Origin of the sequence: Actinopolyspora alba (genome assembly GCF_900112765.1) — a bacterium.
Classification (GTDB): domain Bacteria; phylum Actinomycetota; class Actinomycetes; order Mycobacteriales; family Pseudonocardiaceae; genus Actinopolyspora; species Actinopolyspora alba.
This window is the reverse complement of record NZ_FOMZ01000007.1, coordinates 38241-61499: the sequence shown is the minus strand read 5'-3', so window position 1 is coordinate 61499 and position 23259 is coordinate 38241. Positions and strand designations below refer to the sequence as shown.

General features: G+C 67.4%; 20 protein-coding genes. 7 read left to right on the top strand and 13 right to left on the bottom strand.

What is annotated here, in order from left to right; genetic code table 11:
• Positions 1–18 precede the first annotated feature (18 nt).
• Positions 19–1086, bottom strand: coding sequence for a C40 family peptidase (locus tag BM150_RS11715; protein WP_245755442.1), 1068 nt, complete (start codon positions 1084–1086; stop codon positions 19–21).
• A gap of 427 nt (positions 1087–1513) precedes the next feature.
• Complete coding sequence (locus tag BM150_RS11710; RefSeq protein WP_175496790.1) at positions 1514–2908, bottom strand: NYN domain-containing protein; 1395 nt, start codon at positions 2906–2908, stop codon at positions 1514–1516.
• A gap of 230 nt (positions 2909–3138) precedes the next feature.
• Here BM150_RS11710 and BM150_RS11705 point away from each other — a divergent pair, with 230 nt between their 5' ends.
• Positions 3139–4854 carry a DEDD exonuclease domain-containing protein gene (locus BM150_RS11705; RefSeq protein WP_092927063.1) on the top strand — a complete coding sequence of 572 codons (1716 nt, stop codon included), beginning with the start codon at positions 3139–3141 and terminating at the stop codon, positions 4852–4854.
• A 7-nt stretch (positions 4855–4861) separates the two neighbouring features.
• On the opposite strand, the gene BM150_RS11700 is transcribed toward BM150_RS11705, so the two are convergent.
• The 5 genes from BM150_RS11700 to ctaE form a co-directional block, all read right to left on the bottom strand.
• A complete protein-coding gene (locus BM150_RS11700) occupies positions 4862–5293 on the bottom strand; it encodes a PPOX class F420-dependent oxidoreductase (RefSeq protein WP_092927061.1) in 432 nt (143 codons plus the stop codon).
• Between the two features lie 139 nt (positions 5294–5432).
• Complete coding sequence (qcrB, locus tag BM150_RS11695) at positions 5433–7127, bottom strand: cytochrome bc1 complex cytochrome b subunit (RefSeq protein ID WP_092927059.1); 1695 nt, start codon at positions 7125–7127, stop codon at positions 5433–5435.
• The gene (qcrA, locus tag BM150_RS11690; RefSeq protein ID WP_092927057.1) at positions 7124–8308 is read right to left on the bottom strand and encodes a cytochrome bc1 complex Rieske iron-sulfur subunit; all 1185 of its coding nucleotides are present in this window, start codon (positions 8306–8308) and stop codon (positions 7124–7126) included. Before qcrA ends, qcrB begins: the two co-directional genes overlap by 4 nt.
• Positions 8309–8319: 11 nt before the next feature.
• The gene (gene qcrC, locus BM150_RS11685) at positions 8320–9126 is read right to left on the bottom strand and encodes a cytochrome bc1 complex diheme cytochrome c subunit (protein WP_092927055.1); all 807 of its coding nucleotides are present in this window, start codon (positions 9124–9126) and stop codon (positions 8320–8322) included.
• Between the two features lie 115 nt (positions 9127–9241).
• Positions 9242–9853, bottom strand: coding sequence for an aa3-type cytochrome oxidase subunit III (gene ctaE / locus BM150_RS11680; RefSeq protein ID WP_092927053.1), 612 nt, complete (start codon positions 9851–9853; stop codon positions 9242–9244).
• 85 nt (positions 9854–9938) lie between these two features.
• On the opposite strand from ctaE, the gene BM150_RS11675 reads away from it, so the two are divergent.
• The 4 genes from BM150_RS11675 (at position 9939) to BM150_RS24125 (ending at position 12176) form a co-directional block, all read left to right on the top strand.
• Positions 9939–10403: a hypothetical protein gene (locus BM150_RS11675; protein ID WP_217641597.1), complete on the top strand. Its 465-nt coding sequence runs from the start codon at positions 9939–9941 to the stop codon at positions 10401–10403.
• A gap of 108 nt (positions 10404–10511) precedes the next feature.
• Entirely contained in the window at positions 10512–10922 is a 411-nt protein-coding gene (locus BM150_RS11670; RefSeq protein ID WP_092927050.1) for a hypothetical protein, read from the top strand.
• Positions 10923–10944: 22 nt separating this feature from the next.
• Positions 10945–11997: an anthranilate phosphoribosyltransferase gene (trpD, locus tag BM150_RS11665; protein ID WP_092927048.1), complete on the top strand. Its 1053-nt coding sequence runs from the start codon at positions 10945–10947 to the stop codon at positions 11995–11997.
• Complete coding sequence (locus tag BM150_RS24125; protein ID WP_092927046.1) at positions 11994–12176, top strand: hypothetical protein; 183 nt, start codon at positions 11994–11996, stop codon at positions 12174–12176. The genes trpD and BM150_RS24125 overlap by 4 nt, the downstream gene beginning before the upstream one ends.
• 610 nt (positions 12177–12786) lie before the next feature.
• Here the strand turns inward: BM150_RS24125 and BM150_RS11655 are convergent.
• From BM150_RS11655 to ctaC, 3 genes are all read right to left on the bottom strand, one after another.
• Positions 12787–13068 (bottom strand): Lrp/AsnC family transcriptional regulator, encoded by a 282-nt coding sequence (locus BM150_RS11655; RefSeq protein WP_092927044.1) that lies wholly within the window; start codon positions 13066–13068, stop codon positions 12787–12789.
• A gap of 70 nt (positions 13069–13138) precedes the next feature.
• Entirely contained in the window at positions 13139–13537 is a 399-nt protein-coding gene (locus tag BM150_RS11650; RefSeq protein WP_092628695.1) for a cytochrome c oxidase subunit 4, read from the bottom strand.
• A gap of 69 nt (positions 13538–13606) precedes the next feature.
• The gene (gene ctaC, locus BM150_RS11645; protein WP_092927042.1) at positions 13607–14548 is read right to left on the bottom strand and encodes an aa3-type cytochrome oxidase subunit II; all 942 of its coding nucleotides are present in this window, start codon (positions 14546–14548) and stop codon (positions 13607–13609) included.
• A 365-nt stretch (positions 14549–14913) separates the two neighbouring features.
• Between ctaC and asnB the strand changes: the two genes are divergently transcribed.
• Positions 14914–16842 carry an asparagine synthase (glutamine-hydrolyzing) gene (gene asnB, locus BM150_RS11640; protein ID WP_092927040.1) on the top strand — a complete coding sequence of 643 codons (1929 nt, stop codon included), beginning with the start codon at positions 14914–14916 and terminating at the stop codon, positions 16840–16842.
• A 318-nt stretch (positions 16843–17160) separates the two neighbouring features.
• On the opposite strand, the gene BM150_RS11635 is transcribed toward asnB, so the two are convergent.
• Positions 17161–18588 (bottom strand): FAD-binding oxidoreductase, encoded by a 1428-nt coding sequence (locus tag BM150_RS11635; protein WP_092927038.1) that lies wholly within the window; start codon positions 18586–18588, stop codon positions 17161–17163.
• Between the two features lie 213 nt (positions 18589–18801).
• Entirely contained in the window at positions 18802–20958 is a 2157-nt protein-coding gene (locus BM150_RS11630) for a glucan 1,4-alpha-glucosidase (RefSeq protein WP_092927036.1), read from the bottom strand.
• Between the two features lie 368 nt (positions 20959–21326).
• On the opposite strand from BM150_RS11630, the gene BM150_RS11625 reads away from it, so the two are divergent.
• Positions 21327–22631, top strand: coding sequence for a glutamate-5-semialdehyde dehydrogenase (locus BM150_RS11625; protein ID WP_092927034.1), 1305 nt, complete (start codon positions 21327–21329; stop codon positions 22629–22631).
• An 86-nt stretch (positions 22632–22717) separates the two neighbouring features.
• Here the strand turns inward: BM150_RS11625 and BM150_RS11620 are convergent, their stop codons facing one another.
• Positions 22718–23083: a HesB/IscA family protein gene (locus tag BM150_RS11620; protein ID WP_092927032.1), complete on the bottom strand. Its 366-nt coding sequence runs from the start codon at positions 23081–23083 to the stop codon at positions 22718–22720.
• Positions 23084–23259: the final 176 nt, after the last annotated feature.

Here is a 23259-nt window from a genome sequence, read left to right as displayed (position 1 = left end):
GGGTGAACGCGCCTCGGATCAGCCCACCACGCGACGCATCCGGTTGATCGGGGCGATGTCGCCGTAGGGAACCACCTTGACCACCTGGCCGCTGGTGGGCGCGTGCACGGCCTTTCCGTTGCCCACGTACATGGAGACGTGGCTGACCGGGCTGTAGTAGAAGATGAGATCGCCCGGCCGCAGCTGTGAGGCGGAGATCGGCTGCCCCACCTGCGCCTGGGCGCTGCTGGAACGCGGCAGATCCACCCCTGCCTGGGCGTAGGCCCAGTACATCAGGCCCGAGCAGTCGAACTGACTGGGTCCCTCGGCCCCGTACACGTAGGGCGATCCCTGCTTGCCCAGTGCCGCCTGCACGGCACCCGAGGCCGAACCGGCACCACCCGCGTACTCGTAGTTCGTCTGCCCGCCACCGGTGTAGGCCTGCTCCTCCTCGGCGGTCAGCGATTCGAGCTGCTCCTCGACCTCGGCGATCCGATCCTCCATCGCCGCCTTCTTCTCGGCGATCTCGTCCTGGAGCTTCTTCGCCTCGGCCTCGGCCTTGGCCGCTTGGTCCTTGGCCTGCTGGGCACGCTTCTTGGCGGCCTCGGCCCGCTGGGTGGCCTCGGAGAGCTCCGAGACCGCGTTCTGCTTGTCGCGGGCGAGTTCATCCAGGATGGACGCCCGGTCGAGGAAGGCGTCCGGCGACTCGCTCGACAGCAGCGCGGAGATCTGGTTCATCCTGGAGCCCTGGTAGACGGACTTGGTCAGTTCGTCCACCTTGCCGCGGAAGCGCTCCTCCTTGGCGTGGGCCTGCTGGAGGGTCTTCTTCGCTTCGGCGGCCTTTTTCTCGGCCTTCTCCAGATCGGCCAGGCGAGCCTCGTGGTCGTCCTTGGCCCGCTTGTACTTCTCGGTGAGCTTCTCCGCCTTGTGGGAGAGGTCCTGCAGCTGCTGGAGCGCCTCGGAACTGTTTTCGGGAAGTTCGGGGTCCGCCATGGCGGGTGCGGAGCTCACGGTGACGGCGGTGGCAACCGCCGTGGCCGTCAGTGCTCCCCGCATCGAGCGTTTGAGTGCGTGCGAGGCCACGTCGCGCATTGCTCCTTCGTCCACTCGGTCGCCTTCCGGGAGAACACTTCCACGGCGGACGCTGGAATCCATCGGCGACGGCGGGCACGCGAGAACGACGTGCCGGCGCACCACCACGGTGCGGGCCGTTCGAGCCGACGGCGCGTCCGGGAGGGTTCCCGGGCCGGCTCCCCCGACGAGCCGATCAGGCGACAACTCCGCGGAGCCGCCCGGTTTGGGCAACTGATCGCCGCGAAGTCTCGGTTAGGTTACGAGAGGTCGCCCGCACAGTCCAGAGCGGGGGGCGTAATACGACAGAATGTGATCGATTCATCTGACCGAGTGAGATTTTGCGCCACTGAACTTCCGGGCGGCGTCAATTTCTCGCGAAATCGCCGCGCCGCCGATGCCAGCGGCACCCACTCACCATCCGGCTGACCGCTCCGGTAAGAGGAATCACCATCGTGCGAGGTCAGAGTGGATTGACGCGCTCCAGGAGCGTGGCGGACGCCACGGCGTAAGCTCCCCTCCTACGCACCGAGGTGACCACTTCACGATCGGAGGTGGCCACCACGATCTGCCGTCCGGCGGGTTCGGCGTCGACCAGATCGCGAATCACGTCATCGGCCTGGACCTCGGGCTCGCTGAACAGCACCCGCACCCCGCGCGGCCCCGTCCTGGGGACCGAGACGACGTTGGCACCGTCGAAGACGACGGTCACCTCGGCGCCCGATCTGGCCGCCAGCACGGCCAGCTGGTGCGCCAACCGGTCACGCTGCTCGGCCAGCGGGATGTCCGGATAACCGGTCTTGGTGACGTTGTAACCGTCCACGACGAGGTGCACCGCGGGCAGCGCCAGCAACCGGTCCAGCGCGGTGGCATCCGGCACGTCCGCCGTGACGGCGGTGTGGGCCCGAACCCCACCCACGGTTTCCGCGGGCAGGGGGCCGCCACCGGCTTGTCCTCGTCTGGTGGGGCCGAGCTCACGCCGCAGACCGGCGATCGATCCCTCCAACGTGTCCAGCAACAACGCCAACCTGACCTCGTCCCCTCGCCTGGCCTCACGGGCGGACTGCTGCGCGGTCGCGGCCTCGCGGTCGAAACGCTCGGCCCTGGCACGCTCGTCGGCCGCCCTGGCCCGGTCCCGGTCCCGCTCCGCGGCGAGGTCGGCCAGTTCGCGGTCCTTCTCCTCGACCACCCGCTCCAGTTCGGCGGTGAGCCGCGCCACCTCGTCCTTCTGCTCCTTCAGCCGAACGCCCTGCTGGCGCAGTCGGTTGCGCAGCCGGTCGGCATCGGAGCTGTTGTGCTGTTCGGCCGAGCGCGCGAGCCGGTTGGCCTCGTCGAGCTCACCGCGCAGCCGCTCGTTGTCGGTCTCGAGTCTCTCCGCACGCGACACCGCGGCGTCGTGCCGCTCGCGCAGCTTCCCGTGCTCCACGCGGTGACCGATGAGCTCGACGTAGTGAGCAGCGGTGACGCTGTTGAGCAGTACGGCCGCCGTGGCCGCCCCCAGCGGGTCCGCCTGCTGCTGCAGCAGCGCCGCCGGCTGTTTCCTGCGGCACCAGTCCACTACCGCCGCGCGGAACACCGACGAGTCCCGCATCGCCACCAGCAGATCCGACTGTCCGAGTTTGGCGCGCTTCGCGGCGGCGAACCGCATGACGGGACGCAACCGCATCGGAACGTCACCGGGGCGCATGCCACCCAGTGCGGCAGCGGCCAGCTCGGCTATCCGGCCCCGCAACGGCCCGGGGAGTTCGTCCCAGTCGACGGACGGCTCCTCGTGACTCACGGTGAGGTCACTCGCCGTCTCGGGACCCTCGTTGGCTGCTTGGGGGTCGACGTTGTCGCCCGATGTCGGCGGTATCACTCTTCCAGGCTAAGTGCTGCCCGTGTGGATGCCCGCATCCGGCGGTTTCCCGTGTCGTGTTGCGCTGCTGCCGAGGTTCTCGGCACGCACTCCGGATTCCCCACTCGGCGGGAACGGAACGCGGCCACAACGCTCCACCACTTCCGGGCCCGGAAAACCACGCCGGTCCTCGAACTCCGGGAACGGCCTGCCCACCGGCTCCCGCACTGGAGGGCATACCGTCGTAGTCGATGAGCCGGTTGCCGCAGGACCCGCAGCTGTCCTTCGACGAGCTGGGACAGCCGCTGCGGGACGTCAGTTTCGTGGTACTGGACCTGGAGACCACGGGCGGTCGCGGTTCCTCGGACCAGATCACCGAGATCGCGGCGGTCAAGGTACGTGGTGGGGAAACCGTCGGCGAGTTCTCCACCCTGGTCAATCCCGGGCGGCCGATCCCGCCCGGCATCGTGTCCATCACCGGCATCACCGACGAGATGGTCGCCGACGCACCCGCTGTCACCTCGGTGCTTCCCTCCTTTCTGGAGTTCTGCGCGGGAAGCACACTGGTGGCACACAACGCGAGCTTCGACACCGGATTCCTCCGGGCCGCGTGCGAACGCGCTGAACTGCACTGGCCCAAACCACCGGTGGTGTGCACGGTCCGGTTGTCCCGTCGGATGCTCTCCCGCGAGGAGACACCGAATCACAAGCTCGCGACGCTCGCCCGCGTGCTCGGCGCGCGAACCGCGCCGCGACACCGCGCACTGGACGACGCACGGGCCACCGTGGACGTGTTGCACGCCCTGCTGGAGCGGGTCGGCACACACCACGTGTACTCCCTCGAGGACCTGCTCGACTACCTGCCGGAAGTGACCCCGCCGCAACGGCGCAACCGCACGCTGGCCGAGGGGCTGCCGGACACACCCGGCGTTTACCTCTTCCGCGGCCCGAACGAGGAGGTGCTCTACATCGGCACCGCCACGAACCTGCGCAGACGGGTGCGCCAGTACTTCACGGCGGGAGAACGACGCGCTCGGATCCGCGAAATGGTCGCGCTGGCACACCGGGTCGAACACGTGGAGTGCGCGCACGCGCTGGAAGCCGAGGTTCGGGAGCTGCGGCTGCTGGAAGCGCATCAGCCGCGCTACAACCGGCGGTCCAAGTTCCCACGAGCGGTCTGGTGGGTCTCGCTGACCGACGAGGTGTTCCCCCGGCTGACCATCACCCGAAAACCGAGGCCCGCCGCACTGGGTCCGTTCCGCGGCAGGAACACGGCCAGGAACGCGGTGGAGGCGCTGCAGGACGCCACACGGTTGCGCGGCTGCACCGACCGCATTCCGGTGTCGGGTTCCCGACAGCACCCCTGCGCCGCCTACGAGATGGGGCGCTGCGGGGCACCGTGCGTCGGCCACGAGGGGGTGGCCGAGTACGAAGCACACGTGGTGCCGGTACGGGAGGTGCTGTCCGGCAGCGGCGACTCCGCGCTGCGACGGCTGCGGGCGACGATCGGGGAACTCGCCGCGGCACAGCGCTTCGAGGACGCGGCGACGCATCGGGACAGGTTGGTCGAGCTCGTCCGGACCCTGGACCGCGGGCAGCGGCTGGCCGCGCTGGCGGCGATACCGGAACTCGTGGCGGCACGGCCGGACGGCTCCGGTGGCTGGCTGTTCGCGGTGGTGCGGCACGGCAGGCTGGCCTCGGCCGGAACGGCTCCGCGCGGGACCGCACCCATGCCGGTCGTGGACCGGCTCCAGGCCGCGGCGCAGACCGTGTTGCCGGGGCCGGGCCCGCTGCGCGACGCCCCGGTGGACGAGCTGGGGGCGGTGTACCGCTGGCTCACCGCCGAGGACTCCCGCATGGTGCGCTGCGAGATCCCCTGGGCCGAACCCGCCGGTGCCGCGGGAAGCTGGCGTGAGTGGGCGAAAGCGGCAGCGGGTGCACGTACCCCCTACGAAGGTGCGGACTGACCCGAACTCAGGAGTCCTGTTCGGACAGATCACCGCTGGTGACCACTCGCGTCGGACGCAGGGACACCGCCAGCTGGCCGGGCCCCGCGATCTTGCCCGCCACTCGCTCCACTTTGCCCTCGGCCACGTAACGGGCGGCGACCGCGGTGGCGACCCGGAGTACCTCACCGTGTTCCGCCGTGGTCTCGGCGGTGCCCTGAACCTGCACGAAGGTACGGCCGCTCTGCTCGTCGACGCACATCGTCAGCCGCGGATCCCGCGCTATGGCCGTCCCCTTGGCACTGTCGGCGGCGGTGTTGAACACGATCCGGTCGCCGTCCACGGCGAACCACACCGGCACCACCAGCGGCCTGCCGTCGGCACCCAGGTAACCGACCTTGCCGGTACGTCCCCCTTCGTCGAGGAAGGAACGAACCCTGCCCGAAGTGATCGTCGTCATGATTCCCACGGTAGTGCCACGGCACGACTCGGGCACGCCGCACGGCGGCGGGTTCGGACAAGAGGGTCCGGACGAGAAACGTCCCGGGGGTGCGGGAACCACCCCCGGGACGGGTACTCACGGATTCAACGCCGCGAGCTCACTCCTCCGGTTCGCGAGCCTTGCCACCGACGAGCTCGCCCCGCTCGGATTCCTCCGACTCCACGGACTCCACGGACTCCTCCTCCGAGGTGACCGCGTGCTCCTTGGCCCGAGCGTGCTCCAGCGCGGCGGTCTCGACCGAGGGGTCCGGCTTGAGCCAACCGCCCTCGACGGGCTTGCCCGCGGCACCGAGCTTGTTCATCTTCTTCGGCACCGGCGCACCCTGGTACTCCAGCTCCTCCGGGTGGCCGTGGTCGTCCACCGGACCGAGCGGCTGGTGCACCTCGACGAACTCACCGTGCGGCAGCCGCTTGATGATGCCGGTCTCGATGCCGTGCTCCAGCACCTGGCGGTCGGACTTCTGCAGCCCGATACAGATGCGGTAGGTGATGAAGTAGGCGATGGGTGGAGCGACCAACAGCCCGATCCTGCCGATCCAGGTCATCGCGTTCAACGAGATGTCGAACATGAACGCGATGATGTCGTTGGCACCCGAGATCATCAGGACCGAGAAGAACGTCAGCGCCATCATGCCCAGGCTGGTGCGCACCGGAACGTCACGCGGACGCTGCAACAGGTTGTGGTGCGCCTCGTCCCCGCTGAGCTTGCGCTCGATGAGCGGGTAGGCGAGCGCCACGGTGAATATCATCCCCATGAACAGCACAGTCGGGAAGAACACCGCGGGGATCGTGTACTCGCCCCACAGGTAGACCTCCCAGGCCGGCCACAGTCGACTGGAACCGTCGGTCCAGATCATGTACCAGTCGGGCTGCGAAGCCGCCGAGACCTGCGAGGCGTTGTACGGACCCAGGTGCCAGATCGGGTTGATCTGGAAAACGCCGCCCATGATGGCGGTCACACCGGTGACGACGGCGAAGAAGCTGCCCGCCTTGGTCGCGAACACCGGCAGGATCCGCACGCCGACGACGTTGGTCTCCTTGCGGCGCACGCCGGGGAACTGGGTGTGCTTCTGGTACCAGACCAGCGCCAGGTGCACCGCGATCAACCCGAGGATGATCCCGGGCAGCAGGAAGATGTGCATCATGTAGAAGCGCGGGATCAGCTCGGTACCGGGGAACTCCCCGCCGAACAGGATCCAGTGGATCCAGGTACCGACGACGGGGATGGACATGGTGATCCCCGAGGCGATCCGCACACCGGTGCCGGACAGCAGGTCGTCCGGCAGCGAGTAGCCGGTGAAGCCCTCGAACATGCCGAGGATGAACAGCAGGATGCCGATCATCCAGTTGGTCTCCCTGGGACGCCGGAAAGCGCCGGTGAAGAAGATCCGCAGCATGTGGGCCACGATCGAGGCCATGAACAGCAGCGCTGCCCAGTGGTGCACCTGCCTGGCGAACATCCCGCCACGCACCTCGAAGGAGATGTCCAGTGCGCTGGCGAACGCGCGGGACATCTCGATGCCGCGCAGGTTGGTGTAGGCCCCCTGGTACTGCACCTCGGCCATCGACGGGTCGAAGAAGAACGCCAGGTAGGTACCGGTCAGCAGCAGCAGGACGAAGGTGTAGAGCGCCACCTCGCCGAGCAGGAACGACCAGTGCGTCGGGAAGACCTTGTTGATCTGCCGACGAAGGCCCGGCGCTACCTGGAACCGTTTGTCGACCTCGTCGGCCTGCTGACCGGCGGCACGCTGCAACGCACCTTCCGACTTGGTCGGGGTAGTGATCGAACTCATGAATTCCGCTCCCAGTAAGCCGGGCCGATCGGCTCGATGAAGTCGCTTCGCGCCACGAAGTACCCTTCCTCGTCCACGGTGATCGGCAGCTGCGGCAGCGCCCGTGTCGCCGGCCCGAAAACAGGCTTGGCGTAGCTGTTGGCCACGTCGAACTGCGACTGGTGGCAGGGGCAGAGCAACCGGCCGGTCTGCGCCTCGTACAACGAGGTGGGGCAGCCCAGGTGGGTACAGATCTTCGAGTAGGCGTAGTAGTCGCCGTAGTTGAAGTCTTCCTGGCCCTTGCGCTCCACCGGTGAGTCACCCGGCCGCAACCGGATCAACATGGTCGGATTGTCGGAACGACGCAACGCGTGCAACAGCGCTTCCTCATTGTGCCGTTCGGACTCGCGGAACGGAAAGACCGTCTCGAAACCGCCCGGCGAGAGGTCCTGCGGTCGCACCAGCGAGATGTCGTGCGGATCGCCGGTGTTGCGCCGCAGGTAGACCTTCTCGCCGTTGGTCTGCAACCAGCCGGTGTGTTGCAGCGAGTCCGCACCGGTCTCCGCCCAGGGATTCTTGACCATGCCGCCGAGCACGAGCACCCCGGTTCCCAGCCCGAAGGCCCCCGCGCCGAAACCAGCGGTCCGCTTGATCATGGAACGACGTGCGATGGTGCTGCGGTTTCCCGCGTCCGCGAGCTCCGCGACGGTGGTCTGCCGGTCCAGTTCGGAGGAACCGTGCCCGTCGTGTCGCTGCTGCACAGCCGTCTCGTGCGGCATGAACTTCTTGGAGTACAGGATGGCGCCGATACCCACCGCCAGGATCGACAACCCGAGGAAGAAACCGATCAACGGGTTGTACAGCGAGTACAGGAAGTGTCCCCGCTCGTCGACCAGCGGATTGACGTAGCGCCACGGCCAGAAGATGAACACGCCGATGAAGGCCAGTGCCGACAGTCCGGCCAGGGAGAACCAGGCCGCCACCGCGCGCTCGGCGCGCCGCTCGGCGCGGGTCCCCTTGACCGGCCACGGGTCCGGGTACTCGACGAGCTCGACGTCGTCCTGGGCCAGTCCGAGCCGGACCTTCTCGTCCCTGCTCATCTCCGCGAGTTCGGCGTCCGTCGGGTTGGCGCCCTCGTTCCCGACCGCTCGCTCGCCGGAGGTGTGTTCCTCGTCGTGCTGTCCGCTGCTGTGTTCGCTCATATCCCGCTCACTCATGCCCTGGCTCCGATCCACAGCGTGAGGCCGACGAGACTACCCAGCCCGATGACCCAGGCCACGACCGTCTCCGGGCCGGGCCCGTAACCGCCGAGCGCGTTGCCGCCGGGGTTGTTGTTGCCGTCGGTCACCGACTTCACGTAGGCGATGATGTCCTTCTTCTCGTCGGGTGTGAGCTGGCGCTCGGAGAACTTGGGCATGTTCTCCGGGCCGGTCTCCATCGCCTCGTAGATCTGCTGCTCGGACGCGGGATCCAGGTTCGGGGCGTACTTGCCCGACGAAAGCGCGATACCGCGTCCGGTGAAGTTGTGACAGGAAGCGCAGTTCAGCCGGAACAACTCCGCACCACGTGCGGGGTCGTCCCCCTGGAGCTGCTCGCCCGTTTCCGCCGGCTGCTCGGGTCCACCGCCGACGGCCTGCGCGTACGCGGCCAGTGCCTGGATCTCCTTCTCGGAGTACTTCGGAGGCTTGCGCTGCGCCTGTGCCTCCTGCCGCATCAGCGGCATCCGACCACTGGAGACCTGGAAGTGCACGGCCGCACCACCGACACCGATCAGGCTGGGGCCCCGATCCTCAACGCCCTGCAGGTTCTCGCCGTGGCAAGTGATGCAGGCATTGTTGTAGAGCTCCTTACCCTGCCTGATCAGTGCCGGGTCCTCGGCCGCGGTGGCGGTCTGCGGCTCGGGGAGCAGCAGGCTGTACAGGCCGCCCGCAGCCACCAAGGCGATCCCGAGCGCCAGCACACCCGAAAGCCGTCGCCGGAACTTGGAACCCGCGCGGTTGCGTTTCTTGTTGGTGGTCATGAGTGCGCAAAACCCTTGCTGTCATGTTCGGGGTGGTTCAGCGGCAACAACATCACGCTTGACTTCTCGCCTAGCTGCCTACCCATGGCTCTGTCGCGACATACTCGCCGCCGCGTCACGGCACCAGGTAGATGACCATGAACAGGCCGATCCACACGATGTCGACGAAGTGCCAGTAGTACGACACGACGATCGATGCCACCGCCTGGGCCGGTGTGAACTTGCTCATCCTGGTACGGATCATCAGGATCACGAAGGCGACCAGTCCGCCGATCACGTGCAGACCGTGGAAGCCCGTGGTCATGTAGAACACCGTGCCGAACGCCGAGCTGGCCATCGTGGTGTGGTGCTCGGTGATCAGCGTGTGGTACTCACCCGCCTGGCCCAGCACGAAGATGGTGCCCATGGCGAGCGTGAGCATGTACCAGCGGCGAAGGCCGTAGACGTCACCGCGCTCCGCCGCGAACACACCCCACTGGCAGGTGAACGAGGAGGCCACCAGAATCACAGTGAAGGGTAGGGCGTAGGCCACGTTGAGTTCGGAGGGCGGCGGCGGCCAGGGTCCCTCGTTCTGGGCCTTCACCGTGAAGAACATGGCGAAGAGCCCGGCGAAGAACATCAGCTCGCTGGCCAACCAAACGATGGTGCCCACGCTGACCATGTTCGGTCGGTTCAGCGAGTGCACGCGTTGACTGATTGAGGGCGCTGCCGTTGTCACGCGACGCATTATGTCGCGGACGATTTCGGGACGCCCGGTCGGGTCCGTCGCAACCCCGTTCGCCTACTACGAGATCGACGGGAGGTTACCCCGCGTGAGCATTCGCGGTGGTCTGTCGCGACTGTTGCGCACGTGGCGCGGCAGTCGGGAACCGGCATGGCCCACTCCGGACGATCCGGAGCTGACGGTGGTGGTGGAAGCGACCGACGAGACGGAGTCGGCCTCCACGGTATTGGCCCGTTCACCTGCGTGGATCCCGGAATTTCCCGTTGTGCTGCGCTACCGGATCGCGGTCGGCTCCGCCGCCGCGCCCGAACTCCGCGAGCCCCTCGAGGCCGAGGGTTGGCTACTGCGCACCGAAACGACGACGCGAGGTTCGGGCGACGCGTCCGCCTCGGAATCCACGATGCTCGTCGCGCAGTGTGTTCGCCGGATAGACGCGATGACGTGCGCCAGAGAGAGCTCCCGGATGGTGGGACTGGCGCAGCGACACGGCGGGCACCTGGCCGGATGGCAGGCGTTGCAGCCGCCGAACGAGAGTGATCGATCACGTCAGTGAGGTGTATTACCCTCCGGAGCGGCGTTACGGATACGATACGAGCACTCGTGACTACCCGACACGAACCGCCCCGTCCGTGCGGGCCGCACCGGCAGCCAAGGAGTGCCCATGAGCACATCGACGAGCAACGTCCTCGTGTTCAGCCACCGCCAGGAAGTCCGTGAGGCGATCATCACAGCCATCGGGCGTCGCCCCTCCCCCGATATCCGAAGCGTGCACTACATTGAGGCATCGACGGTGGCCGAAGTGATCGGCGAGGTGGACGCGGGCAACGTGGATCTCCTGATTCTCGACGGTGAGGCGCAGCCCACCGGAGGTATGGGAGTGTCGCGGCAGCTGAAGAACGAGCTCACCTCCTGCCCGCCGACGGTGGTCACCGTACGACGCAAGGACGACCGGTGGCTGGCGACCTGGTCCCAGGCGGACGCGGTACTGGTCCACCCGCTCGACCCGTTGACGGCGGCAGAGTCGGTGGCCGAGGTGCTGCGCGCCCACGCCCTGCCCACCGCCGGCGGCTGATACGGACTTTCGAGGACGCCACGTGCAGACAGCGACAACGACCTGGCCCGACCTGCTGAACCGGCTCGTCTCCCGCGAGGACCTCTCGGTCGCCGAGACCTCCTGGGCCATGGACCAGGTCATGACCGGCGAAGCCACTCCAGCCAGGGTCGCGGCGTTCGCGGTCGCGCTGCGCGCCAAGGGTGAGAGCTCTTCCGAGATCATCGGAATGGCCGACACGATGCTCTCGCACGCACGGCAGCTCGACCTCTCCACTCGTGCCGTCGACGTGGTGGGCACCGGCGGCGATCGTGCGGGCACGGTGAACATCTCCACGATGACCTCGATCGTGCTGGCCGCGTGCGGCAGCACGGTCGTAAAGCACGGTAACCGCGCGGCCTCGTCGAAGTGCGGCACCGCCGACGTGCTCGAAGAGCTCGGTGTGGCGATCGACCTGCCTCCCGAGGGCGTCGAGCGATGTGTGACGGAGCTGGGGATCGGATTCTGCTTCGCGGGGCTGTTCCACCCCGCTTTCAAGCACACCTCCGCTCCCCGCCGGGAAATCGGCATTCCCACCGCGTTCAACGTGCTCGGCCCGCTGACCAATCCGGCCCGCCCCACCAGTGGTCTGATCGGGTGCGCGGACCGCGGACTGGCACCGGTCATGGCCGAGGTGTTCGCCCGACGCGGCCACTCGGTACTGCTGGTCAGCGGGGACGACGGGATGGACGAGATCACCACGACGACGACCAGCACGGCCTGGATCATCGGCGAGGGCACCGTCCGGGATGCGCGGATCGACCCCACCGCGTTGGGTCTGTCGTTGACCGAGCCCGAACAGCTGCAGGGGGGTGACGCGACGGTGAACGCCGGAGTGGTCCGTGACCTGCTGAACGGCACCCGAGGCCCGGTCCGGGACGCGGTACTGCTGAACACCGCGGGGGCCATCGCCGCCTACGAGGGGCCCATCACCGATCTGAACGGAAAGCTGGCCGAGGGAATCGAGCGCGCCGCCGAGGCCATCGACTCCGGCGCCGCCGCACGGCTGCTCGGCTCCTGGAGGGAACTCTCCGGAAAACTGCGGGAGCACGGGTGAGCGCGAACGAATCCGTGCCCCGGCAGCACTACCCCGACGAGACCGGCTGCTCCGATCGGCTGGTCGTGGCGCAGCTGAGCGATCCACACCTGGACGGCGGCGAGCACAGCACCGCCCGCTTCGAGCGGGTGCTGGACCACTTGCGAAAGCTGCGCGGGGCGCTCGACGCGATGGGATAACCGGTGACGTAGCCGACAACGGTGCCGCGGCGGAGTACCGGCGGGCCACCGAACTGTTCGAGCTGCCCTTTCCGGTGTTCAGCTGCCCGGGCAACCACGACGATCGGGCCGCCTACCGTGAGTCGCTGCTCGGTGAACCCGGCGCCACGACACCGATCAACCGGGCACACCGCGCGGGCGGAGCGCTGTGGGGATCGTGTCGGGGCTGAAACTGCCCTGGGAGGACGAGAGGGTGTTGGACCAGGGGGTACCCGCCGGGGATGGCGTTCCACGTCCTCGAGAACGGCACCCTGACCACGCACTACCGCTATCTCACCTGACCGGGGCACCGGCCGGACCGAACACTCGACCAGTCGCGAGCCCAGCCGTCCGAGTTCGGAACTCGCACACCGAACTGTCCGGCGTTCCCGGCACCGGACACCCGACCCTTCACAGGCCGAGCCCCATCACTCACACGACTCGCACCGGGGCGGGTTCTCTCGTGGTGCTCTCGCGAGGAAGGCCCGACGTTGTGTAGGTGCCTACCCGATGTCGGACCTCCCCGCAGCGAGAGCCCGCGAGAGGTTCCGCCAAGGAACCGACTTGGCAAACCGACCGGAAGAACCCGGTTTCAGGAATCCAGGCCGATGGAGAAGGCGTCCTCGGAGTCCTGCTTCGAGTACGAGCGGAACGCGATGTGGGTGTCGGTGTCCACCACTCCGTCGACCTTGTTGATCGCGCCCGGCACGATCTCGGCGATCCGCTCGTGCTCGGACGCACGGATCACGGCGATCAGGTCCACGTCGCCCGCGCAGGAGTAGACCTCGGTGACACCGTCGATGTCGGCGATCTCCTGCGCGGCCTCCGTCAGACGATCAGCGGCGGTTTGGATCAACACGAACGCGGTAATCACGGTTGCGGACCTCCTGCGGCGGCAGCTCGGCTCCCTCGCGTCGGCCGGACGCGCGGGAGCGTACTCGGGCTCACTCGTGGTTGGGGCCGGTGTGGTACTCGAAGACGAGCCCGGAGACGGTGATCAGTACCGCGCCCGCGCTGAGCACGATCATCCAGACGTGGCCGAAGGCCAGGGCCACACCGGTCAGGGCCGAGGCCGCGGCCAGCCCGAAGGGCCAGTAGCTGCCGGGACTGAAGAACCCGAGGTCACCGGCACCGTCACTGATCTCGGCCTCCTCACGGTCCTCCGGACGCAACTCGATGCGGCGAGCGACGAACTGGAAGTAGCTGCCGATCAGCAGTGACAGCGCACCGACCAGGATCAGCGCCACCGTCCCCACCGGTTCCTTGGCCCAGAGCCCGTAGACCAGAGCCGACAGGAAGAAGAAGAAGGTAATGATGTTGAAGATCTTGGCTTCGACCCTCATGGAGTCCTCACTCTCACCCCGTACGCCGCGTCCGGCGCACTCGTGTGACCTGGTTTCCCGTCGACACCGTCAGTTGCCCGCGCCGACGGCCTGACCATCCTGCTGCGGAGTCGAGCTCTGCCGATCCGGATCGAACGGGATGGTCGTCACCGAGTTCGGGTTGCAGAGCTCACCGCAGTCCATCTCGGTCAACGCCTCGGCCGTGGTGTAGGGCTGGCCCGTGCTCGGGTTCACCTGCGTACGCAGGTCCATGAAGCGCTCGAACTTGTCCGGTGAGAGCGCACGCACCTCGAAGTTCATCATCGAGTGGTAGGTACCGCACAGTTCGGCGCAGCGTCCGACGAACGACCCCTCACGGTCGATCGTGTTCTGGAAGACGTTGTCCTGGTTGTTCTTGTCCGGGTGCGGGAAAGTGTCCCGCTTGAAGTGGAACTTGGGGACGAAGAACGAGTGGATGACGTCCTTGGAGCTGAGCCGGTACTCGACGTTGGAGTCGGTCGGCAGCACCAACAGCGGCGTCCAGTTGGTCGTGCCGACGGTGTTGACCGCTTCACCGTCCGGGGTGGTGTACCCCGGGTAGCGGAACTCCCAGTTCCACTGGAACGAGATCACGTCAACGGCGACGTCCGGTTCCTCCTCTGCCTGCACCTCCTGCTGCGTCGTGGCAGTGAAGTAGAACAGCACGACGACCATCACGAAGGGGATGACCGTGTATATGATCTCGAGCGGGTTGTTGTACTGGAACTGACGAGGCAGCTCGTCACTCTTCTTGCGGTGGAATGCCACCGTCCAGAAGATCAGTCCCCACACGAGCACACCAACCGCGAGAGCCGCGATCACCGACCAGGTCCAGAGCTGGCGCATCGACTCGGCGTCACTGGTGACACCGGTGGGCCAGCCGAACCGCAGGACCTGGTCAGGGGAGCAGCCCGTGGCCACGACACACACCAAGCCGACCAGTCCACCGACCTTGACCAGCCGTGGCACTCGGGTCCCGTCCTTCAGGGCCACTGCGCGACGCCTCCTCCATGTGAAACTCACCGGCACGGCGCTGGCGTTGATCCCCGCCTCGCGTTCGGGGCGGAAGATCGGCCGCCGGAATACTGTAGCGACCCTAGCCCAGTAGTAGCCGCGATACTGCTCCGGGGTCACGACACCGCCCGAATCATGGTCGTGCCCGTGACCGAAGATCACCAGTCAGTCATCCGGCCGTACGACGCGCGGTGAACACCGGGCGCCGTCGACCGGAGCACCGGCACAATGAACCCGTGCGTGCGGTTCGCCCGCAGGCGCACGGCATACTGTAGAACCGGATCACCCCCTATTGGGCTTGAGCGAAACCCGACAACCCGCGACACGAGAGGTGCGCGAGACGCGTGTGCGGCCTGCTTGGACTGGTTTGTCCCACCGAAGAGAACGCAAGCAACGCAACGAACGCGGTGGCCAACGCGCTGCCGTGTCAGCGGCACCGAGGACCGGACGAGAGTGACACGTGGCAGGGCGGCGAGGTCGTCTTCGGTTTCAACCGCCTGTCGGTCATCGACGTCGAGCATTCGCACCAGCCGCTGAGCTGGGGGCCGCCGGAATCACCGGGCAGGTACACGATCCTGTTCAACGGTGAGATCTACAACTACCTGGAACTGCGGGCCGAGCTGACCGAGCAGTACGGCGCCGCGTTCAACACCGACGGGGACAGCGAGACGATCATCGTCGCCTACCACTACCTCGGGACTTCGATGGTGGGTCGGCTGCGCGGGATGTTCGCGTTCCTGATCTGGGACAACGACCGGCACGTGGTGTTCGGCGCCAGGGATCCCTTCGGGATCAAGCCGATGTACTACGCGACCGGCCCCAACGGGGTCGGTTTCGCCAGTGAGAAGAAGAGCCTGCTGCACCTCGCGGCGACGCTGGGGATCAACGAGGACGTCGACCGGCGTTCGCTGCAGCACTACCTGCTGCTGCAGTACGTGCCGGAGCCGGAATCGCTGCACCGTTCGATCAGGCGGATCGAGTCGGGTACCTCGTTCACCGTGGCCCCGGGTGGGCAGCTGGTCACCGAGCGGTACTTCTCCCCCAACTTCACCTCGCGTGAGATTCACAACGACGGCGAGGCCAATCGGCTGCACAACGAGATCGTCGACGTGATGCGCGACTCGGTGGCCAAGCACATGCGTGCCGACGTCACCGTCGGTGCCTTCCTCTCCGGCGGAATCGACTCGACGGCGATCGCCGCGCTGGCCAAGGAGCACAATCCGGACCTGATCACGTTCACCACCGGGTTCGAGCGGCAGGGCTACTCGGAAGTGGACGTGGCCGCGGAATCGGCGGCGGCCATCGGGGTGAAGCACGTCGTGCGTACGGTCTCCGCGGAGGAGATGATGCGGACGCTGCCGCTGATCATCTGGTACCTGGACGATCCGGTGGCGGACCCCGCGCTGGTTCCGCTGTGGTTCATCGCCAGGGAGGCGCGCAAGCACGTCAAGGTCGTGCTCTCCGGAGAGGGCGCCGACGAACTGTTCGGCGGGTACTCGATCTACCGGGAACCGCTCTCGTTGGCCCCGTTCGAGCGGGTCCCCGGATCCGTGCGCAAGGTGATGGGTCGGGTCTCGACCGCGATTCCGGAGGGGGTCCGCGGCAAGGACCTGCTCCGGCGGGGCGCGCTGCCGTTGGAGGAACGCTACTACGGCAACGCCCGGATCTTCCGCGACGACGAGTTGCGGAACCTGCTGCCGGACTACGACCCGCACGTTTCGCACACCGACGTGACGGCGGCGGCCTACCGGACCTCGCAGGGCTGGGACCCGGTGACCCGGATGCAGCACGTGGACCTGTTCACCTGGTTGCGGGGGGACATCCTCGTCAAGGCCGACAAGGTAACCATGGCCAATTCCCTGGAGCTGCGGGTTCCGTTCCTCGACAACGAGGTGTTCCGCACGGCGAGCACGATCCCGCTGGAACAGAAGATCACCAAGGACACCACCAAGTACGCGCTGCGCCGTGCGCTGGCCAAGGTGGTTCCCGGCCACGTGCTCAACCGGCGCAAGCTCGGTTTCCCCGTCCCGATCCGACACTGGTTGCGAGACGAGATGCACGACTGGGCACGCGACATCATCAAGGAGTCCCAGACCGACGCCCTGCTGAACAAACCGGCGGTGCTGCAGCTGCTGGAGGAGCACCGTTCCGGAGTGCTGGACCACAGTCGCAGGCTGTGGGCGCTGCTGGTGTTCATGATCTGGCACGGGATATTCGTGGAGAACCGGCTCACGCCCCAGGTGCCGGAGCCCCACTACCCCGTGAAGCTTTAGTAAATCTCTGGCGGCCCGGTTTTCCTAGCCGATCCCGTGGCGGAACCTCTGGCACGGCTCTCGCCGCGGGGAGGCCCGACATCGGGTAGCGACCTGCACGACGTCGGGCCTTCCTCGCGAGAGCCGCACCGGAGAACCCGCGGCGGTGCCACTGCGAGGGTGGTCGGAGTGCGGCCTACGAGGCTGGTCGGTTCGGCACCGCGTCTTAGCGGCGCGTCGATTTCTCGAGAAATCGACGCCCGTAGGGGCGCACCGCCGCAGTGGTGGCCCGTCGATTTCTCGAGAAATCGACGCGGGCGGGCAGTCGAGTGGCGGTGCTCAGCCGCCGGTCGGGGTCGGCGTCGCGGTGCTCCGGTCCGGCGCGGCGGCGGGAAGAATGTCGTGCCAGCGGTTGAAGACGTTGTCCGGGTCGTACTCCGCCTTGACCCGTGCGAGTCGCCGGTAATTGTCGTCGCCGTAACCGGCCACCACCCGGTCGTGCCCCTCATCACCGATGAAGTTGAGGTAGACCGCTCCGGTGGTCCATGGCCGCATGTCCTCGCGGAGCTCGCGGACCCAGCGGATGGCTCGCTCATCGGTGGCGGCGTCCGACCACAACCCGAGCGGGTGCACCACCCACGGAACCGCACGGTCGGACATCGCCGCGCCCACCCCGTTGGCCGACACCGCGCCACCCCACGGCAACAACGCGTGCTGTGCCGGGGACGGCACCGGCATGTCGTACGCCCGGGCGCAGAACCGGTCAAGCGCCTCGTCGGGCAGCTCGGCCATGTGCTCGGCCGACCAGTAGTTGCGGTAACCGGGTGGATCGTCCAGCAGTGACTGCAGCTCGGCGTACTCGATGTCGGTGATCAGCTGTCCGGCGGGGCGCAGCCCCAGCAACGGTCGGATCAGCTCGCGCAGCTCCGACTCGTTGCCCGCGAAAGTGACCAGGACGGCACAGCACAGCGTGTCGACGAGTTCGGCAGGAACGAAATCCTCCGGCGGCCCGGTCAGGTAGATCAGCCCACCACTGATCTCGTCCGGTGCTCCCGCGATGAAATCACGATACTCGCCCGCCACGATGCGCCCCCGTTCCGCGGGCCAGAGCAACAACGCCATCGAGAATTCCGGAATCTCGTGCAACCGGAACGTCAACGAGGTGGCGATCCCGAAATTGCCTCCCCCACCGTGCAGTGCCCAGAACAGTTCCGGATTCCGTTCCGCGTCGGCTGTCACCCGCTCTCCCGAAGCGGTGACGAGCTCGATCGACACCAGGCTGTCGCAGGCCAGTCCCCATTTCCGTTCCATCCAGCCGGAACCGCCGCCGAGGGTCAGTCCGGCCACTCCGGTCGTGGAGACCCGGCCTCCGGTGGTCGCGAGCTTGTAGGGGCGTCCCGCCCCGTCGAACTCTCCCCAGAGCGTGCCGCCGCCCACCGTGGCCAACCGAGTCCGCGGATCCACCGTCACCCGGTTGAACCGGCGCATGTCGATGACCAGCCCACCGTCGACGAGACCGGCACCGGCGACGCTGTGCCCGCCGCCGCGCACCGCGACTTCGAGGTCCTGTTCCCCGGCGAAGTCCAGGGCCCGACGGATGTCGTCGATGTCGGCGCAGGCCGCGATCGCCGCGGGCCGGGATTCGATCATCGCGTTGAAGATCTCGCGCTGCCTCTCGTAGTCCGCGTCGCGCGGTGTGTGAATCACACCGTGGAAACCGCCGCGGAGCCGATCGACGGTCGCCGGGTCCACATCCCGTACTGCCATGTCCGGTCACCTCGGATCCCGGGTAGCTACGTCGGGGACGCGGGCGGGTCGCACCGAGCCGCCCGTTGCACGGACATTAGGGAGTGCGGGCGGGTGGGGACAGAGCACGAAGTCCATAGCACCCGGCAGGGCCCCGGCTTCGACCGCCACCGCGCGGTGCCCCGGAGCTCCACCGGGGCACCGCGTTCTCACGGTCGGTCGTCACCGCACCGTTCAATCGGTGTAGCGCCGGGCCACCACGTCCGGTGTCTCCAGATTCCTGCCCGCGTCCATGTTGTTCGCCAGCTGGACGAACTGGCTCATGGACCACGCGAGCGGAGTGGCCGATCCGGTTCCCTCACCGAAAACGAAACCGTTCTCGGACGGCCTGTCCCAGACCTGTTCGGGAATGAGGTAGCCCTCGTTGGCCATCCTGGCCATCGTCTCCAGATGAGTACCGGCCGAATCGCCGGAGGCGATCTCGTACTCACCGCGTTCGCCCGTCAGCAACGGCCAGAGCCTGCCGATGCCCGTTCCGGTGTAGGGCTCACCGCCCGCGGCCTCGCCGTAGCCGTCGTGGTTGTAGCGGTACCAGCCGGGTCCGTTCGGAGTCCGGACCCGCAGCCGGTCGTCGGTTTCGGGCAGCGAGTCGAGCACCGTCGGATCGTCGGCGGGCTTGACGCCGAGCCGCACCAGTTCCAGGAATCCCGCGTCGACCACGGCACGCTCGTCGTGGCATCCGCCCCCGTTGTTCAGACACAGCTGGTGGCCGTTGTTCGGATCACCGTCGTCGTCCACGCGCTGGTAGTACTCGCCGTCACCGTGCGGGCCGGTCGTGGTGAAGGTCCAGTCCGCCACCTTGCGCTGCCATTCGTCGGCGGTGGCGAGATACCGTCGTGCCGCCTGCCGGTCACCGTGCTGTCGGGCGATGTCGGCCGCGGTGACCAGGCCCGCGATCTCGGCCGCGATGGTCGAGGGCGAGTAGCCGCTTTCCTCCTCCCAACGCTCCTGCGGGGTGGCGGGACCGTTCTCGACGATGAAGTCGGCGGACTTCCGGAGCTTGGCCCACTCCGCGTCGCCGGTCCGGCCCAACTGCTGCGCCAGCACGATGGGATAGGCGACTTCGTCCAGCTGCAGACTCGGCCAGTGCGGTTCACCGTCGAGCCAGGTGTTCTGCGGGAACGAACCGTCCTCCCGCCACTGCACGTTCAGCAGGTAGTCGAGCGCTCGGTTGGCGGCGGCGCGATCGCCCAGCGCCATCGCGGCCGTCGCGGTGTGGTACAGATCACGCGACCACACCAGGTGGTACCCGCCGGTGCAGCAGCTGTCGGCGTTCTTGGCACCACCCCACGGAATCGAGGTCGACGCCACGAAAGCACCTCGGTAGGTCTTGTCCTCCTGGGACTTCAGCGTCATGGCGGCGACGTTGTACTGGGTGATCAGCCCGCGCGAGGCGACGGAGCGGGGGACGGGGTCGATCGAGGCGAGGTAACGGTGCCAGCCCGCGTCGTACTCGTGCCTGGCCGCGCCGTAACCACTCGCCAGTGCGCCGTGCGCAGCGGTCTTCGCCGCCCCCCTGTCCTCGCCGAAACCGAGCGCGAGCGTGAATGTGGTGTCGGTCTCGACAGGAACGCGAGCCGTCTGCACGAGATTGCCGGTTTCGCCCGCCCGGTCGTAGCGATTGTCGAGCCGGTGGTCGGCCTCGAGGTCGCGGTAGCCGTCGCTGGACGTACCGCTGTAACCGCTCGTGGCGGCGCTGAAGCCGTTCGAAGCGGCCAACGCGCTGGCCACCTCGCCGTCACTGGCGACCAGGGTCCCACCGGAAGTGGCTCCGCTGTCGCCCATCCCGCTGCCGTTGAGCGAGGGGTTGTACAGCGCGTAGAGCCGCAGCGGCCCGCCTTCCAGCACCTCGAAACGCGTCCGGACCAGCAGCACCGAACGCCGCGGATCGGTTATGTAGGTTTTGGTGATGCGATACCTGCCGTCGCGGTCGGTGTTGACCTGCCGGTACCGCAGCGACCGCGAGTCGGGCAGCAGGATCCGGCTCGTGGTGGCGTCGCGCTCCAGCTCGGTGAAGCTCCGCCCGTCACTGACGACGTACTGCATGTCCTGCACGTTCGGCACGTCCAGGCGCGGGTAGTAGACCTCGTTGAGTATCCCCTGCCCCAAGGTGTGCCAGACCTTCGACTCCAGCGTGGTGGAAGTACCGACACCTCGTTTGGCACCCGTGGTCCACGCGGAGGATATGCCCGGAGCGCCCGGCGCGGTCGCGGAAACCGCTCCGGCCGGTACACCCGCCCCGAGGGCGGTCACCAGGGCGAGCACAGCGGCGGAGAGCGCAGCCGAGCGGCTGGCCCGCCTCCTCGTTCCCCGCTTCGGCGGTAAACCCATCATCGTTTCCTCTCCAGTGCTCGAAAGGTCGGCGAAACACTTCCCGGGCACCGCACAACGCCCGGCCGACGATTCGTCCGGGACGGTGTTCTACATACGCAACAGCACTTGCGCAATCGATAAAGAAGAGTCCCCTGGAAAACGACGTCTTTCAGCTGTTCAGAATTTCGGGACCGACATCCGAGAAATCCCCGGAAGAACCGGAACCGCCAAAAGGAAACACCGAGAGGGGTTCGCGCTTTTCCGCGATACTCCGGAAAGGGCACTCCGAGTGCCGCCGCGAACCACCGGATCACGTGAGGTAGTCGCCTCACCACGCTCCCACTGCCGGATGTGAATCTTCTATCCTGGGCGGTGTGAGCACCACTATGCCGGAAAAGTCACCCACGGGTTCCGCCGCCGGAGCGGACACCGGCCGGGAGGAGATCCTGGCCGCGGCGCGCGGTGCCCGCGAGGCCGCCGCCGAGTTCGCCGCCGCGACCCGGGACACCAAGGACACCCTGCTGAACGCGATGGCCGACGCGTTGGCACGCCGCTCCGGGGAGGTTCTCGACGCCAACGAGCTCGACCTCAACGCGGCACGCGACTCCGGGATGCCGGAGGCGATGCTGGATCGCCTGAAGCTGACCGAATCACGGGTGGCCGAGGTCGCTTCCGGGCTGCGTACGGTGGCTGGGCTGCCGGATCCTATCGGGGAGACGGTGCGCGGCAACATGCTGCCGAACGGGCTGGAGCTGCGACAGGTGCGGGTGCCGCTCGGGGTGGTCGGCATCGTCTACGAGGGGCGTCCGAACGTCACCGTGGACGCGGCCGGACTGACCCTGAAGTCGGGTAACGCCGTGCTGCTGCGCGGCTCATCCTCGGCGGTACGTTCCAACACCGCGCTGGTGTCGATCCTGCGGGACGTGCTGGTCGAATCCGGCTTCTCCCCGAACCTTGTGACGCTGTTGCCGTGTGCGGACCGTTCCTCGGTGGGGCACCTGGTCACCGCGCGCGGTCTCGTGGACCTGGTGATCCCACGCGGCGGTGCCGGGCTGATCAACGCGGTGGTCGAGGAGGCGACGGTGCCGGTCATCGAGACCGGCGTGGGTAACTGTCACGTCTACGTGGACCGCGCCGCCGACGCGGAAAAGACACGGCAGGTGGTCCGCAACGCCAAGACGCGCCGGGTCAGCGTGTGCAACGCGGCGGAGACGCTGCTGGTGCACCGGGAGGTCGCCGAGACGCTGCTTCCGGGGCTGGCCCGGGAACTGGCCGAGACCGGGGTGACGCTGCACGCGGACGAGCGTGCTGCCGAGGCGATCGGGAACGCGGCACCGGTCACTCCCGCCACCGAGCAGGACTGGGACACCGAGTACCTGTCGATGGACCTGGCGGTGGCGGTGGTCGATTCCCCGGACGAGGCGATGGCGCACATCGCACGACACGGCACGGGGCACACCGAGGCCATCGTCAGCGAGGACGTCTCAACCGTCCGCCGGTTCACCACGCGGGTCGACTCAGCCGCGGTCGTGGTCAACGCGTCCACCGCTTTCACCGACGGCGGCCAGTTCGGCATGGGAGCCGAGATCGGGATCTCGACGCAGAAGCTGCACGCCCGCGGCCCGATGGCGCTGCCGGAACTGACCACCACGAAGTGGCTCGTCTGGGGTGACGGACACACCCGCCCCTGAACAGTGACGTGCGACGCACGAAAAACGGGGATGGTGTGACGAGATCCCTCGCCGCACCATCCCCGGAAAAAGCCGATCGCGTCCGCTCAGTGGAACGAGTCACCGCAGGCGCACGAGCCGCCGGCGTTCGGGTTGTCGATCGTGAAGCCCTGCTTCTCGATCGAATCCACGAAGTCGATCACGGCGCCCTGCAGGTAGGGGGCGCTCATCCTGTCGACGACCACGTCCAGGCCGTTGAAGTCGCGCACCGCGTCCCCGTCGAGCGTGCGCTCGTCGAAGAACAGCTGGTAGCGCAGTCCGGCACACCCACCCGGCTGGACCGCGATGCGAAGGTGCATGTCATCGCGTCCCTCCTGGTCCAGCAGGGTCTTGGCCTTGCTGGCCGCCGGGTCGGTCAACGTGACGCCATGAGCGGGCGCTTCGGTCTCCACGGTTGTTTCCTGGGCGGTCATGGCTCTCCCTTGCGGTTAGCGGCTGCTGGCAGGTTCCCGCGACTCCAACGGTCACGGTAAGTGCGAGTATTCCCGCGGTCCAACCCGCGCACGCCGATTGTGACACCCGCGGGTAGCACCGCACATGATACGCACGGAAAACGGTGCGCGTCGCGAACGAGACCAGGCCCCGGCAC

Bases quoted from the DNA above. Each gene is read 5' to 3' on its own strand.
- BM150_RS11705 (WP_092927063.1), top strand. From the start codon at position 3,139: ATGAGCCGGTTGCCGCAGGACCCGCAGCTGTCCTTCGACGAGCTGGGA.
- BM150_RS11700 (WP_092927061.1), bottom strand. From the start codon at position 5,293: ATGACGACGATCACTTCGGGCAGGGTTCGTTCCTTCCTCGACGAAGGG.
- qcrB (WP_092927059.1), bottom strand. From the start codon at position 7,127: ATGAGTTCGATCACTACCCCGACCAAGTCGGAAGGTGCGTTGCAGCGT.
- qcrA (WP_092927057.1), bottom strand. From the start codon at position 8,308: ATGAGCGAACACAGCAGCGGACAGCACGACGAGGAACACACCTCCGGC.
- qcrC (WP_092927055.1), bottom strand. From the start codon at position 9,126: ATGACCACCAACAAGAAACGCAACCGCGCGGGTTCCAAGTTCCGGCGA.
- ctaE (WP_092927053.1), bottom strand. From the start codon at position 9,853: ATGCGTCGCGTGACAACGGCAGCGCCCTCAATCAGTCAACGCGTGCAC.
- BM150_RS11670 (WP_092927050.1), top strand. From the start codon at position 10,512: ATGAGCACATCGACGAGCAACGTCCTCGTGTTCAGCCACCGCCAGGAA.
- BM150_RS11650 (WP_092628695.1), bottom strand. From the start codon at position 13,537: ATGAGGGTCGAAGCCAAGATCTTCAACATCATTACCTTCTTCTTCTTC.
- BM150_RS11635 (WP_092927038.1), bottom strand. From the start codon at position 18,588: ATGGCAGTACGGGATGTGGACCCGGCGACCGTCGATCGGCTCCGCGGC.
- BM150_RS11630 (WP_092927036.1), bottom strand. From the start codon at position 20,958: ATGGGTTTACCGCCGAAGCGGGGAACGAGGAGGCGGGCCAGCCGCTCG.
- BM150_RS11625 (WP_092927034.1), top strand. From the start codon at position 21,327: ATGCCGGAAAAGTCACCCACGGGTTCCGCCGCCGGAGCGGACACCGGC.
- BM150_RS11620 (WP_092927032.1), bottom strand. From the start codon at position 23,083: ATGACCGCCCAGGAAACAACCGTGGAGACCGAAGCGCCCGCTCATGGC.